The organism is Kribbia dieselivorans NBRC 106261 (assembly GCF_001552435.1).
In the GTDB taxonomy this organism is placed as follows: Bacteria; Actinomycetota; Actinomycetes; order Actinomycetales; family Dermatophilaceae; genus Kribbia; species Kribbia dieselivorans.
Map to the genome: position 1 here is coordinate 91,091 of NZ_BCRE01000004.1, position 14,003 is coordinate 105,093.

Genomic DNA, 14,003 nt, shown 5'->3' on the forward strand with positions numbered 1-14,003 from the left:
GGCCTGAGCCGACGTCAGCGAACCGCCGCCGACGCCTTCTGCGCCTCGCGGTCCGGCATGGCCTGGTAGCCGTGGAGTTCCCGGGTGAACGTGCCCGTGCCATGCGCCAGCGACCGCAATCCGATGGCGTAGTCGACCAGTTCGAGTTGGGGGATCGCCGCGGTGAGCACCGTGCGACCCTCCTGCTCGCCGGCGGCGTCGGTGCCCATGATCTGCCCGCGGCGGGTGCTCAGATCCGTCATGACCGTGCCGAGATACTCGTCGTCGACGGTGACCCTGACCAGATCGACCGGTTCGAGGAGCCCCATCGTCTCGGGTGAGGCCAGTTCGCGTAGGGCCAGCGCGCCGGCGGTCTGGAACGCCATGTCGCTGGAGTCGACGCTGTGCGCCTTGCCCTCGGTCAACGTCACGCGCACATCGACGACCGGCCAGCCGAACAGCAATCCGTTCTCGAGCTGCTGTCGCACACCCTTCTCGACCGAACTGATGAACTGCCGCGGGACCGAGCCGCCGACGACGGTCTCGGTGAACTCGACTCCGGAACCCGGCGGCAGGGGAGTGACCTCGAGGCTCACGACGGCGAACTGGCCATGCCCGCCGGACTGCTTGACGTGCCGGCCCTGCGCCGCGCCGGCGCGGGTGAACGTCTCACGTAGCGCGACCTTGACCGGCTCGGTGGTGACGTCGACGCGGTGGCGGTCGCGCAGGCGCTCAAGCAGCAGGTCGAGCTGGGCGCGCCCGGTCACCCAGAGGACGACCTGCCCGGTCTGGGCGGAGTGCTCGACGACCAGGGCCGGATCCTCGGCCGCCACTTCGCGCAGCGCGCCGGGCAACTTGTCGTCGTCGCCGCGTGAGGCGGCCTTGATCGCCACCGGCAACAACGCCTCGGGCAGGGCCCATGGCGTGATGAGGAGCGGGTGATCGACGGAGGAGATCGTGTCGAGCGTCTGCGCGGTGCCGAGCTTGGTCACCACGACGATCTGCCCGGCGATGGCCTGCTCCACCGCGGTGACGTCCTCACCCAGCGGCAAGCCGATCTGACCGGGGCGCACGTCCTCGTCGTGGTCCGCGTGGCCCTCGCCGGGGCGGGGGTCGAAGCGGGCCAGGTGACCGGAGACATGGACCGGCTCGGCCGCCGTGAGCGTGCCCGCGAAGACGCGAACGAGCGAGACATGTCCCAGGTAGGGGTCGGACGTGGTGCGGACGACCTCGGCCGTGAGCGGTGACCGCGGGTCGGCGGCGACCTCGACTGTCTGGGTGCCGGAGATGTCCGTGACCACCGGCAGGGGGCGCAGCGTGGGCGGGGGGAAGGCCGCGGCCACGAGGTGCAACAGCACGTCGATGCCGGCGCCGGTGTCCTTGCTGACCGCGACGACGGGGTGGAAGGAACCGCGGCTGACGGCGGTGAGCAGACCGCGCTCCAGCGTGGCGAAATCGACGTCCTCGCCACCGAGGTAGCGGTCCATGAGGGTGTCGTCCTCGGACTCCTCGATCACCGCCTCGATGAGCGAGCCCCGGTAGGTGTCGAAGGCCGGTGCGTGTTGCGCCGTCGCCAGGCGCACCACCCGCGACGCGCCGGAGTAGTCGTGGATCTCGCCGAGGGCCAGGTCCGCGATCGCCGTGGTGCCACCGATGTTGTCCTGGCCGACGGGCACGCCGATCGGCTGGACGCTGCTGCCGAAGTGGGCCTGGCAGGCGGCGAGAGTCTGGGCGAAGTCGGCGCCGCTGCGGTCCAGGTTGACCAGTGCGATCGCGCGGGGGGTGCCGGCGAGGTTGCACTCGTGCCACAGCGCCCGGGTCGGAGCGTCGAGGCCCTCCACCGCCGAGACGACGAAGATCGCGGCGTCGGCGGCGCGCAGCCCGGCACGCACCTCACCGACGAAGTCCGGATGACCCGGAGTGTCGAGGAAGGTCATCGCCAGGTCGTCCCCGCCGCCGGGCGCCGCGTAGCCGATGGCTGCGGCCCGCAGGCCGGTGGAGCGTTCCTGGTCGTCGGCGTCCCGCGGCGCGACGCCCGTCAGTCGCTCGAACAGCGCAGATTTCCCCGACCCGCTCGGTCCGACCAACACGACGTTGCGAAGGACATCAGGGGAACTGACGTCGGGGACCTTCCGTACGAGGTGCGATGTGGCGTTCATTGCATCAGCCTCACCCCCTCGCCGGTCCGCCACAACCGAATCCACGAAAGTTGGTGCGAGTCGTGGCGGGAGTCACCACCGACTAGCCTTGCCCCGTCATGCTGAACCGATTCGCGCGCGCGACCGCCACCCGCGTCCTCACTCCCGTTGCCCGTCTGCTGCTCCGTCTGGGGATCGGCCCGGACGCCGTCACCGTCGTCGGCACCCTGGGCGTGGTCGCCGCGGCCCTGTGGTTCTTTCCACGCGGTCACCTCTTCGTCGGCGTGCTGGTCGTCACGGCGTTCGTGTTCGCCGACATGCTCGACGGCATCATGGCCAGGCTCATGGAGCGCACCAGCGACTGGGGAGCGTTCCTCGACTCCACCCTCGACCGATTCGGTGACGCGGCCGTGTTCGCCGGCGTCATGATCTGGTACCTCAACGGGGGTGACCACGCGCCCACGGCGTATCTGGCCCTGACCTGCCTGGTCCTGGGGCAGTTGGTCTCGTACGCCCGCGCGAAGGCCGAGTCGCTGGGCTGGAACGCCGCGGTGGGGATCGCCGAACGCGCCGATCGACTCGTCATCGTGCTGGTCGCCACCGCCCTGGTCGGGCTGGGGCTGCCGCGCGAGGTGCTGACGGTCATGCTCGCGCTGCTGGCGCTGGCCTCCGCCATCACGATCGTGCAGCGGCTGGCCACCGCCCATCGCCAAGCCTTCTCGGGATCGTGACCATGGACGCGCGTCGTCGGGCCGCCGACCTGACCGACACCCTGACCCTCGGCGCCTTCAAGGCCGCCTGGTCACTGGTGCGCACACTGCCCGAGCCGGTCGCGTATCGCCTGTTCACCTTCGCCGCCGATCGTGCCCACGCCGCCGGGGGTGCGGGCGTCGACCAGTTGCGGGCCAACCTCGCGCGCATCCGCCCCGATCTGACCGGTGACCGGCTCGAGGCCACGGTGCGCGAGGGGATGCGCCGCTACCTGCGCTATTACTGCGCGGCGTTCCGCCTGCCGGCGATGTCCCCCCAGTTGGTGCAGGACTCGGTCGTCGTGCGCGGCGACGGACCCATTCGCGCCGAGTCGGCGGCCGGTCGCCCGGTCGTGTGCTTCCTCGGACACCTGGGCAACTGGGATCTGGCCGGAGCGTGGTGCGGACGCAACCTCGGGCACGTCGTGACCGTCGCCGAGCGGCTCACGCCCGAGGAGTTGTTCGTCGAGTTCCTCGAGTTCCGCGAAGGGTTGGGCATGACGATCCTCGCCCTGGGTGACGGAGATGTGTTCGAGCGGTTGGGCGATCACCTCGGGCCGGGCGTGGTCATGCCGCTGCTCGCGGATCGCGACCTGACGCACACGGGTCTGACGGTCGATCTGCGTGGACATCGCGCCCGCGTCGCGGCCGGTCCGGCGGCGCTGGCCGTCACACACGACGTGGCGCTGTTCCCGGTGTCGATGCGTGAACGGCCGCGTCGACGCGACGGTGGCTACGGCCTCGAGATCACCTTCCACGATCGGGTCGTGCCGCCCGGGGAGGGCGACTCGGCGGCTCGGGTGCAGGCCGCGACCCAGGCGTGCGTCGACGCGGTCGGTGAGGCGATGGCCGCCCACCCCGAGGATTGGCACATGATGCAGGCCGTGTTCGTCGACGACCTCGACCCGCAGCGACTGGCCCGAGCGGGCGGAGCGCCGTTGCGCGGCCAGGCGGGCGGAGCGCCGTGAGGGTCGGTCTGGTCTGCCCGTACTCGCTGGACGTGCCCGGCGGGGTGCAGTACCACGTGCGTGACCTCGCGGACTTCCTGCGCTCCCGTGGGCACGAGGCTGAGATCCTGGCGCCGGGCGACGACGACGCGTTCGCCGACCAGCCGCACCTGACGACCATCGGCCGGGCGGTGCCGGTGCGGTACAACGGCTCGGTGGCGAGGGTGTCGTTCGGGCCGACCACGGCGGCGCGGGTGCGGCGCTGGGTCGACGCCGGTGACTTCGATGTGCTGCATCTGCACGAACCGATCACCCCGAGCGCGTCGATCCTGGCGCTGTGGGCCTCGCAGTGCCCGGTGGTCGCGACCTTCCACACGAGCATCGAGCGCTCGCGGGCCCTGCACGCCGCGGCGCCGCTGCTGCGCGGGTCGCTGGAGCGCATCCTCGGGCGGATCGCGGTGTCGCCCGAGGCCCTGCGAACCCTGCGCACCCACCTCGGCGGCGACGCCGTCGTGATCCCCAACGGCGTGGACACGGCCGCGTTCGCCCGGGCACGGCCGCGCCCCGAGTGGGTGGGCGGCGCCGCTCGCCCCACGATCGTCTTCCTCGGTCGCGCCGACGAACCGCGCAAGGGGCTGCCGGTGTTGGTCGCCGCCATGGATGAGGTGCTGGCGCGCTGGCCGGGCGCCCGGTTGTTCATCGCCGGACCGAACGCGACGGCCGAGACGCTGGCCGAGCTCGGCGCGAGCGAGCGGGTCAACGCCGCCACGGTTGCCTTGGGCCGGGTCAGTGAAGCGGACAAGGCGGCGTTGCTCGCCTCGGCCGACGTGTACGTCGCTCCGCAAACCGGTGGGGAGAGTTTCGGGATCGTGCTGGTCGAGGCGATGGCGGCCGGCGCGGCGGTGGTGGCCAGCGATCTGGTGGCGTTCCGTGATGTGTTGGGCGGCGGCGCCGTCGGGTCGCTGTTCGCGGTCGGTGACGCGACGGCCTGCGCTGCCGCGATCGGGCGCGTGCTCGACGATCCGGTGGCCACGGCACGCCGCGCGCAGGCGGCCACCGAGCACATCCGCCGGTACGACTGGAGCGTCGTGGGGCAGAGTGTGCTGGCGGTGTACGACACCGTTCTGACCGGCGTCGCCCGCACGACGGCGGTCGGGGAGGGGCGCTGAATGGACTGGCTGATCATCGTCGCCGTCGCCGCCGTGGTGCTCATCGCGCTCGGCTGGTGGCTGTCGTACACGGCCGCGCGCCTGCACCGCATGCACACCCGGGTCGAGGGTGCGCTGGCCGCGCTCGACGCCTATCTGATCCGCCGTGCCGAATCGACCATGGCCCTGGCGGTCTCGGGGGCGCTCGATCCGGCCTCGAGCCTGTTGCTCGCCGACGCTGCCTCCGACTCGCTGGAGGCGACCACCACCGGAGCCGGGGTCGCCGACCTGCTGGAGGGCCAGCGCTTCGGTGACCGGGCCGAGGTCGAATCCCACCTCACCGAGGCGCTGCGATTGGCGTTGCCCGACGAGGTCGTGCGGGAGATCCACGACACCGGCGGGCCGGACGCCGAGGCCGTACAGCGCCTCCACGACGCGTCCGTGCGACTGCAGATGGCCCGCTCGTTCCACGCCGAGACCGTCGCCGAGGCCACCCGCCTGCGCCGCCAACCGTTCGTGCGCGTCTTCCGGTTGGCCGGGCACGCCGCGTGGCCGCTGGTCATCGAGTTCGACGATGCCCTGCCCGAGGGACTGGAGAACTGGCCCACGCTCGGGCCGGTCACCCCCTAGCCTCGCCACGACGGCGGAGTGGCCGCTATGCGACGGTGAGCGGCACGGGCTCGTAGTCGGCAGGGTCGAATGCCGCGCGTCGGCGGTACTCCCGGCTCAGGCCGGGCCAGTTCGTCGGGATTCGACCGTCGGCTTGGCGATACCACGACGAACACTGGGTCCACACCGATCCGGCCAGGCGAGTCTGGACCTCGTCGTCCACGGCTGCCTCGACCTCCGGTCGGACCGCGTGGGGCACCCCGGTGCGCGCGACGTGGTCGACATAGTCGGCGACGTGCTGCGCCTGCGCCTCGAGGAAGTAGATGACCGACCCGCCACCGGTGTTGGTGTTGGGTCCGTACATGATCTGCAGATTCGGGAAACCGGGCACGGCCATGCCGTAATAGGCGTGCGCCCCGCCACGCCAGTCGTCCGCGAGCCGGTGGCCGTCGCTGCGCCGGATATCGATCGGCGCCAGGAACTCGGTTGCGGTGAAGCCGGTGCCCCAGATGAGCACGTCCGCCCGGTGCTCGCGACCGTCGTCGGTCACCACGCCGGCGGGAGTGATCGCCGTGATCGCGTCGGTCACGAGCTCGACGTGGGGTTGGGTCAGCGCCGGCAGGTAGTCGTTGGAGAACAGCGCTCGCTTGCACCCGATCGGGTAATCGGGCCAGACCTGCTCGAACAGCCCCGGTTTGGCCTGCGCTTGACGGCGCATGTGTCGCCGGGAGATGGCGCGGATCGTGCGCGCGAGCGGCGCGGAGTACAACCACGCCACGGTCAGGCTCTCGATTACCGCGTACCACGTGGCCCGTTCGGCGAGTTCGGTCACGGGGAGCCGCTCGAACACCGCGGCGTGCCGCGCGGAGAAGCGCCGGTCGGGCCGCGGCAGCAGATAGGGCGCGCTGCGTTGGAAGACCGTCAGGGCACCGGCCTGTCTGGCCACCTCTGGCACGAACTGGACGACGCTGGCTCCGGTGCCGATCACGGCGACGCGCCGGCCGGTCAGGTCGACGTCGTGGCGCCACTGGGCGGAGTGGAAGCTCACCCCACCGAACGTCTCACGCCCCGGGATGTTCGCGAACGCCGGACGCGACAACTGACCGACCGCCGGGATGAGGATGTCGGCGGTCAACGACTCTCCTCCGTCAAGCTCGATGTGCCAGGTGCCACCGGCCTGGTCATACGTCGCCGACGTCACCTCGCTGCCGAGCCGGAGGTGACGACGCAGGTCATAGTGGTCGGCCACCTGCCGGATGTAGTCGAGGATGGCCGGTTGCCGCGAGAACCGGTGGGGCCAGTGCGGGTTCGGGGCGAACGAGTAGGAGTACAGCGGTGAGGGGACGTCACAGGCCGCACCGGGATACGTGTTCTCCCGCCAGACACCCCCGACGTCGTTTCCCTTCTCGAGGATCGTGATGTCGTCGTGGCCGCGGGCCCTGAGCGCGATCGCGGCGGCGATTCCGCCGAAGCCGGCACCGATGATGGCGATGCGCGGCTTCACCGGGTGACCTTCCTCGATCGGAGCGTCGTCTGGGCACGTCGACCCTGGGCGACGACGAGCGGAGCGGCGCGCAGGCCGATTCGGGGGAACGCATCGGCGATCCGGGCGAGGGCGCCGCGCCAGCGGGGGAGCGTCGTGACGAGTCGGGGGCGGTCGAGCACCCGGGCGACGGCCGCGACGACGTCTGCGGGTTGCAGCAGCGTGCCGGAGAACGACAGGGCGGAGGCCGGATCGTCGAGTTTGTCGTGCAGCATCGGGGTCCAGATGCCGTCGGGGCAGATGCACGAGAGGTCGATGTTCGAGACTCCGGCCAGTCGTAGATCGGCCGCCGTGCTGAGGCTGAAGCCCATCACCGCGTGCTTCGAGGCGGCATAGACGGCCTCGCCCGGCACCGCCGTCAGCCCGGCCAGCGAGGCGATGTTGATGATGTGGCCGGGGGAGTGCTGGGTGCGCATCGCCTCGATCGCGCTCACCGTGCCGTTGATCGTGCCCAGGGTGTTGACGTCGAGCATGAGGCGGTGGGTGGACTCGTCCTGCTCCCACGCCGGTCCGGTGAGCAGCACACCGGCGTTGTTGACCCACACCTCGAGCACTCCCGCCTGCGCGATCGCGGCGTCGCGGGCCCGGTCGATCTGATCGCGGTCGCGCACGTCGACGGTCAGGGCGGTGGCTCTCGGCCCGATCTCGGCGGCCGTCGCGGCAGCCAGGTCGGCCTCGACGTCGGTGACCACCACGTGGTGCCCCCGGGCCGCGAGCAACCCGGCAATCTCGCGCCCCAGACCCCGACCCGCGCCGGTGACGACCGCGCCGCCGTGCCTGGTGGGGTCTGGGGCGCTCGCGCCGTGTCCGGGATCGGCCTGCGGAACGGGTGGGGTCATCAATGGCTCCTGAACAGATCGTCGATGATCGGTGGGGTCGGTGTGGCGGACGTCATTGTCGCGGTTGCGTCTCACCCGTCGGGAGAGGCGCGGCGTGAGGCGTCTCAGTCGTACCATTCACGGCATGGCTGAGAACACCCCCGACACACCCATCGAGCACGGCTCGAGCCGCGTCAAGCGCGGTATGGCCGAGATGCTCAAGGGCGGCGTCATCATGGACGTCGTCACCGCGGACCAGGCGAAGATTGCCGAGGACGCCGGCGCAGTCGCCGTCATGGCCCTCGAGCGGGTACCCGCCGACATCCGGGCCCAGGGTGGCGTGTCGCGCATGTCCGACCCGGACATGATCGACGGGATCATCGAGGCCGTGTCCATCCCGGTCATGGCGAAGGCCCGCATCGGTCACTTCGTCGAGGCCCAGGTGCTGCAGTCCCTCGGGGTCGACTACATCGACGAGTCCGAGGTGCTGACCCCGGCCGACTACAGCAACCACATCGACAAGTGGGCCTTCACCGTGCCGTTCGTCTGTGGCGCGACCAACTTGGGTGAGGCGCTGCGCCGCATCACCGAGGGCGCCGCGATGATCCGTTCCAAGGGCGAGGCCGGCACCGGCGACGTGTCGAACGCGACCACCCACATGCGTGAACTGCGCTCCGCCATCAGCAAGTTGACCTCGATGGCCGAGGACGAGCTGTACGTCGCCGCCAAGGAGCTGCAGGCGCCCTACGACCTCGTCAAGGAGGTCGCGAAGACGGGCAAGCTCCCCGTCGTGCTGTTCACCGCCGGTGGTATCGCCACCCCCGCGGACGCGGCGATGATGATGCAGCTCGGCGCCGAGGGCGTGTTCGTCGGTTCGGGCGTCTTCAAGTCCGGCAACCCGGCTCAGCGCGCGAAGGCAATCGTCGAGGCGACGACGTTCCACGACGATCCGGACACCATCGCGCGGGTGTCGCGTGGACTGGGCGAGGCCATGGTCGGCATCAACGTCGACGAGCCGGCTCGGTCGATTCAGTTCGCGCAGCGCGGCTGGTAACACCCCCGCCGAGTGATGGTTTCGGGTCGCCTCACAGGCGACGAGGCGGCCCGAAACCATCACTCGCCGCAGGGTGATCAGGTGTAGGTTCTCATCCATGATCGAGGGGCGCATCGAACACCCGCACTATGACGGTTACGACCTGGAATGGCTTGAGTGGATTGAGGAACACGAGGGTGAAGAAGGGGTGGATGTTCGACTCGCCGACATCCCCCAAGATGTCTACTCGGGTGTGATCCATTTGGTGTTCCTCGGCGACCGAATCTTCCTGATCAACGGTGAGGATCAGCCCGATGTCATGCAGCAGGCGCGAGAATTGGGATTGGGCAAACAGTATATCTGGCGCCTCGACAGAACCATCGCCGCACGATTTGCGCGCTACATGAACTGGGACGCCGTGCTGGCCAAGTTCCCCCACCACCATCCCATTTACAACACTCCGATGCGTCTATTGCCCCCTCTGGAACTTGACCGTGACGACCCGCGGCTCAGCGACATCGACCTGGACGCACTCTTGACGTCGTTGATCGCCGAGTACGAGGGGCACTGGGCGGCAATACAGGCAGGCCCGTACGGCTCGCGCGAACGGGAGACCCCCGACGAGGACCTGCCGCCCCTCGACTGACTCGCATGAATCGGCCAAAACCCACGGACTCGATTTGGGAAGACCCGCAGCGGAACAGGGCTGAGGAAGCGTTGCCGCAGGGTTCGTCGGAGGCCGATCTGACGGCCAAGCCCAGATGCCGATTGCCCACACCGGGACCGGCGGGGTGTCACGGCCGGTCGCCGACCGGATCGGTGACGAGCAGTCCCACGTGCCCGGCGACCTCCTTCATGGCCGAATCGTGGGTCGCGACCGTGACCGGTGCGCCGATCAGCAGGGCGGTGGCCAAGTGCAGCGCATCGAGCGTTCGGATGTGACGTTCGATGGACTCGGCCACCGTATGGGTCTCACGGGTGATGTCCAGAAGGCCGACCCTGTCGAGCAGTGGCGTGGCGAGCGTGAGCGGCAGATCTTCACGCCGAAGGAGGCGAATCACCTCGGTCCGCAGCAGGCGTGAGGAGACGAGCTGGTGGGCCGATTGCTCCATCCACGCCTGGAGCCGCTGGCGGTCCGGGCCGTCCACAATGGCCCGGACCGCGACCGAGGAGTCCAGGTAGACGAGGCGGTCCGTCACGGTCAGTGATCCCCGCGATTCTCCTCGAGGAGTGCGTCGATCTCCTCGTCGGTGTAGGCCCGCCCGACCGTGTTCGTGGGCCATGGTTCGGGCTCGACGGCGGGAGGCTCATATCGGCCCTCGCGTTCGAGCCGCGTCAGCGCACTCTCCGACTCCCGTACGCGGCTGACCCGCCAGCGTGGCTGACCACGTTCAGTCACCACGATGTCATCGGTGTCCGTGACCTGATCGAGGACAGCGGCGGTGCGCTGATTGAGTTCCCGCTTCGTCACCGTGCGCATGGATCCAATGTACTACGTGTGTCTGACATTGAGCGGGATACATTGCCGCCCATGACTGCTGCCGCTGCCCCGACCATCGGAGTCCTTGCCGTGCAGGGAGACGTGCGTGAGCACCTCTCCGCCCTGGAGGAATGTGGTGCCAGCACGATTCGAGTGCGGCGGGTGGACGAGCTCGACCGGTGCGACGGGCTCGTGCTGCCCGGCGGCGAGTCGACGACGATCGACAAGTTGACCCGCACCTTCGGCCTGCGTGATCCGCTCCGCGCCCGGATCGCCGATGGGTTGCCGGTCTACGGCAGTTGTGCCGGGATGATCCTGCTCGCCGATCGGATCCTCGACGGGCCCCGCGATCAGCAGACCCTGGGCGGCCTTGACATCACCGTGCGCCGCAACGCCTTCGGCCGCCAGGTCGACTCGTTCGAGGCCGACCTCACGGTGACCGGGATCGCTGGCGCGCCGATGCGCGCGGTGTTCATCCGCGCTCCGTGGGTCGAGCAGGCCGGCCCGGAGGTCGAGGTGCTGGCGAGCGTCGAGACCAGGGGGAGCGAGCACCCCGTCGTCGTGCGCCAGGGCGGGCTGCTGGCCACAAGCTTCCACCCCGAGGTCACCGGGGACCATCGAGTCCACGCCCTGTTCGTCGACATGGTCCGCGCGGCCGTGTCATAGGATGGCTCGTCAGCTCGAGGTAGACCCGCGACCCGGAGTCCGGGCGTGGATGAGGGAGAACACCTGATGTCAGGCCACTCCAAGTGGGCCACCACCAAGCACAAGAAGGCGGCGATCGACGCCAAGCGCGGCAAGCTCTTCGCCAAGCTCATCAAGACGATCGAGATCGCGGCCCGGGCCGGGGCCGACCCGTCCGGCAACCCGACGCTGTACGACGCCATTCAGAAGGCCAAGAAGTCGTCGGTGCCCAACGACAACATCGACCGCGCCGTCAAGCGAGGCTCCGGCGCCGAGGCCGGGGCTGCCGACTGGCAGGAGATCGTCTATGAGGGCTACGCCCCCGGCGGTGTCGCCCTGTTCATCGAGTGTCTGACCGACAACCGCAACCGCGCTGCCGCCGAGGTGCGCACGGCCCTGACCCGCAACGGCGGTCAGCTCGCGGATCCCGGTTCGGTGGCCTATGTCTTCGACCGCCGGGGCGTCGTGCTGATGCCCAAGGGCGACAAGACCGAGGACGACATCCTCGAGATCGTCCTCGACGCCGGTGCCGAGGAGGTCAACGACAACGGTGAGTACTGGGAGATCGTCTCCGAGGCCTCCGACTTCGTCGCGGTGCGTCAGGCCATCCAGGACGCCGGCCTCGACTACGAGAGCGCCGAGGCCCAGTGGGTGCCCAACCTGAAGGTCCCACTCGACCTGGAGGGCGCCAAGAAGATGATCCGCGTCGTCGAGGCACTCGAGGACAGCGACGACGTGCAGAACGTCTTCGCCAACGGCGACATCCCGGACGAGGTCCTCGAACAACTCGACGCCGAGGACTAATCTCGTCTCGAACACACGTCCGACACGTGGGCGTGTCGCCCTGGAGATGAGGCAGGTGGAGCAGCGGTGCGGGTCCTCGGGATCGATCCGGGTCTGACCCGGTGCGGTTTGGGCGTGGTCGACGCGCCCGACGGCGTCGGAGCGATGACACGCGGGCGGATGTCCATGGTCGCCGTCGGCGTGGTGCGCACGCCGGCCGGCACCGATGTCGGCGAGCGACTGCTCTACCTGCAGCAACAGTTGGATGCGTGGCTCGATCGGTTCGACCCCGATGTCATGGCCCTCGAGCGGATCTACGCGGCCGATCACGTGCCCACGGTCATGACCACAGCGCAGGCCTCCGCGGTGGCCTTGCTGGCCGGAGCGCAGCGCGGCATCCCCGTGCGATTGCACACCCCGACCGAGGTCAAGGCCTCGGTGACGGGCAACGGCCGCGCGGACAAGGCGCAGGTCACGACGATGGTCACACGCATCCTCGGGCTCGAGGTCGCGCCGAAGCCAGCCGACGCCGCCGACGCGTTGGCGCTGGCCATCTGTCACCAGTGGCGCGGCCGGGGCACCGATCGCGTCGATCTGGCGGCGGCCTCGGAGCGGGCCCGACTCAAGGCGGCGGCCCGATGATCGCCTCGTTGACCGGTGCCGTCGCCCAGGTCGGTCTCGACCACGTCGTCCTCGTCGTCGGTGGGGTCGGCATGCGCGTCCACACGACGCCGCGCCTGGCCGGCGAACTGCGCTCCGGCATGGAGGCCACCGTGGCGACCACCCTCGTGGTGCGGGAGGACTCCCTGACCCTCTACGGGTTCGGGGACCACGCAGAACGCGACATGTTCGAAACCGTGCAGACCGTCTCGGGCGTGGGGCCGCGCCTGGCCTTGGCGTTGCTGGCCGTGCTCACCCCCGACGATGCTCGCCGGGCTATCGCCACCTCCGACACGGCCACGCTGACCAAGGTGCCCGGCATCGGCAAGAAGGGCGCCGAACGCATCTGCCTGGAACTGCGCGACAAGGTGGGCGTCGTGCCCGTGACCGGCGACGACGCTCCGGCCGTGGCCATCACCGCCCCGGCCTGGGGCGATCAGGTCACTGCCGCCCTCGTCGGCCTGGGGTACACCGCCAAGCAGGCCGAGCAGGCCGTCGAGAAGGTGGGTCCCGGCCTGGGTGAGAACCCGCAGGTGTCGGCCGCCCTGCGCGCCGCACTGCAGGAGTTGGGCCGGTGAGCGAACGCCCCGGCTTCCACTCCGAGATCGTCGAGGCGGGCCCGGGGGAGTGGTCCGACGGGTCGTACGACGCGACTGCCCGCGTCGTCGATGCCGGTGGGAGCGACGACGAGAAGGTCGTCGAGGCGGCGCTGCGCCCGCGGCGGTTGAGCGAGTTCCCCGGTCAACCGCGGGTGCGCGAGCAGCTCGGGCTCGTGCTCGAGGCAGCCAAGAGGCGCGGCTCGGCACCCGACCACGTGCTGCTCTCCGGTCCGCCCGGCCTGGGCAAGACGACGCTGGCGATGATCGTTGCGGCCGAACTCGAACAGCCGATTCGCGTGACGTCGGGGCCGGCGATCCAGCATGCCGGTGACCTCGCGTCGGTGCTGTCCTCGCTCATGGAGGGCGAGGTGCTCTTCCTCGACGAGATCCACCGGATGTCGCGCACCGCGGAGGAGATGCTCTATCTGGCGATGGAGGACTTCCGGGTCGACATCATCGTCGGCAAGGGGCCCGGTGCCACGGCGATCCCGCTCGAACTGCCGCCGTTCACCGTCGTCGGCGCCACGACCCGGGCAGGTCTGCTACCCGCGCCGCTGCGTGACCGGTTCGGGTTCACCGGTCATCTCGATTACTACGACACCGCCGATCTCGAACTCATCTTGGCGCGGTCGGCTCGGCTGCTGGAGGTACCGGCGACCGCCGACGCGCTGGCCGAGGTGGCGCGGCGCTCCCGCGGCACACCGCGCATCGCGAACCGGCTGCTGCGACGCGTGCGCGACTGGGCGCAGGTGCACGGCTCCGGTTCGGTCGACCTGGCGGCGGCGCGGGAGGCACTCGCGCTCTTCGACGTCGACGAGGTCGGCCTGGACCGG

Annotated in this window: 16 protein-coding genes; 11 read left to right on the forward strand and 5 right to left on the reverse strand. The window is 70.0% G+C overall.

Going from position 1 to position 14,003, the window contains the following annotated elements; genetic code table 11:
• Positions 1-14 precede the first annotated feature (14 nt).
• Positions 15-2,138 (reverse strand): elongation factor G, encoded by a 2,124-nt coding sequence (locus KD1_RS00840; protein ID WP_068396095.1) that lies wholly within the window; start codon positions 2,136-2,138, stop codon positions 15-17.
• Between the two features lie 98 nt (positions 2,139-2,236).
• On the opposite strand from KD1_RS00840, the gene pgsA reads away from it, so the two are divergent.
• The 4 genes from pgsA to KD1_RS00860 are packed head-to-tail and all read left to right on the forward strand — an operon-like array spanning position 2,237 to position 5,591.
• Positions 2,237-2,848 (forward strand): phosphatidylinositol phosphate synthase, encoded by a 612-nt coding sequence (gene pgsA / locus KD1_RS00845; RefSeq protein WP_068396098.1) that lies wholly within the window; start codon positions 2,237-2,239, stop codon positions 2,846-2,848.
• Between the two features lie 2 nt (positions 2,849-2,850).
• Entirely contained in the window at positions 2,851-3,834 is a 984-nt protein-coding gene (locus tag KD1_RS00850; RefSeq protein WP_068396100.1) for a phosphatidylinositol mannoside acyltransferase, read from the forward strand.
• Positions 3,831-4,982 (forward strand): glycosyltransferase family 4 protein, encoded by a 1,152-nt coding sequence (locus KD1_RS00855; RefSeq protein WP_068396103.1) that lies wholly within the window; start codon positions 3,831-3,833, stop codon positions 4,980-4,982. The genes KD1_RS00850 and KD1_RS00855 overlap by 4 nt, the downstream gene beginning before the upstream one ends.
• A complete protein-coding gene (locus KD1_RS00860) occupies positions 4,983-5,591 on the forward strand; it encodes a hypothetical protein (protein WP_068396107.1) in 609 nt (202 codons plus the stop codon).
• 25 nt (positions 5,592-5,616) lie between these two features.
• Here the strand turns inward: KD1_RS00860 and KD1_RS00865 are convergent, their stop codons facing one another.
• Positions 5,617-7,074, reverse strand: coding sequence for a flavin-containing monooxygenase (locus KD1_RS00865; RefSeq protein ID WP_068396113.1), 1,458 nt, complete (start codon positions 7,072-7,074; stop codon positions 5,617-5,619).
• A complete protein-coding gene (locus tag KD1_RS00870) occupies positions 7,071-7,952 on the reverse strand; it encodes an SDR family oxidoreductase (protein WP_083541867.1) in 882 nt (293 codons plus the stop codon). The genes KD1_RS00865 and KD1_RS00870 overlap by 4 nt, the downstream gene beginning before the upstream one ends.
• Positions 7,953-8,076: 124 nt before the next feature.
• On the opposite strand from KD1_RS00870, the gene pdxS reads away from it, so the two are divergent.
• Positions 8,077-8,985 (forward strand): pyridoxal 5'-phosphate synthase lyase subunit PdxS, encoded by a 909-nt coding sequence (gene pdxS / locus KD1_RS00875; RefSeq protein WP_068396116.1) that lies wholly within the window; start codon positions 8,077-8,079, stop codon positions 8,983-8,985.
• A 97-nt stretch (positions 8,986-9,082) separates the two neighbouring features.
• The gene (locus KD1_RS00880) at positions 9,083-9,610 is read left to right on the forward strand and encodes a hypothetical protein (RefSeq protein ID WP_068396119.1); all 528 of its coding nucleotides are present in this window, start codon (positions 9,083-9,085) and stop codon (positions 9,608-9,610) included.
• Positions 9,611-9,758: 148 nt separating this feature from the next.
• On the opposite strand, the gene KD1_RS00885 is transcribed toward KD1_RS00880, so the two are convergent.
• Both KD1_RS00885 and KD1_RS00890 read right to left on the reverse strand, forming a co-directional pair.
• The gene (locus KD1_RS00885; RefSeq protein ID WP_068396123.1) at positions 9,759-10,163 is read right to left on the reverse strand and encodes a type II toxin-antitoxin system VapC family toxin; all 405 of its coding nucleotides are present in this window, start codon (positions 10,161-10,163) and stop codon (positions 9,759-9,761) included.
• 2 nt (positions 10,164-10,165) lie between these two features.
• The gene (locus tag KD1_RS00890) at positions 10,166-10,444 is read right to left on the reverse strand and encodes a type II toxin-antitoxin system Phd/YefM family antitoxin (RefSeq protein ID WP_068396126.1); all 279 of its coding nucleotides are present in this window, start codon (positions 10,442-10,444) and stop codon (positions 10,166-10,168) included.
• A gap of 51 nt (positions 10,445-10,495) precedes the next feature.
• Here KD1_RS00890 and pdxT point away from each other — a divergent pair, with 51 nt between their 5' ends.
• The 5 genes from pdxT to ruvB all read left to right on the forward strand — a co-directional run.
• Positions 10,496-11,110, forward strand: a complete 615-nt coding sequence (gene pdxT / locus KD1_RS00895) for a pyridoxal 5'-phosphate synthase glutaminase subunit PdxT (protein WP_068396129.1) — start codon at positions 10,496-10,498, stop codon at positions 11,108-11,110.
• A gap of 66 nt (positions 11,111-11,176) precedes the next feature.
• Positions 11,177-11,932 (forward strand): YebC/PmpR family DNA-binding transcriptional regulator, encoded by a 756-nt coding sequence (locus KD1_RS00900; protein ID WP_068396180.1) that lies wholly within the window; start codon positions 11,177-11,179, stop codon positions 11,930-11,932.
• Positions 11,933-11,998: 66 nt separating this feature from the next.
• Positions 11,999-12,553 (forward strand): crossover junction endodeoxyribonuclease RuvC, encoded by a 555-nt coding sequence (gene ruvC / locus KD1_RS00905; RefSeq protein WP_068396132.1) that lies wholly within the window; start codon positions 11,999-12,001, stop codon positions 12,551-12,553.
• On the forward strand, positions 12,550-13,149 hold the full coding sequence (gene ruvA / locus KD1_RS00910; protein WP_068396135.1) for a Holliday junction branch migration protein RuvA: 600 nt from the start codon (positions 12,550-12,552) through the stop codon (positions 13,147-13,149). The genes ruvC and ruvA overlap by 4 nt, the downstream gene beginning before the upstream one ends.
• Positions 13,146-14,003: Holliday junction branch migration DNA helicase RuvB (gene ruvB, locus KD1_RS00915; protein WP_083541869.1), on the forward strand; the 858-nt coding region annotated here is incomplete at its 3' end. The genes ruvA and ruvB, both read left to right, overlap by 4 nt.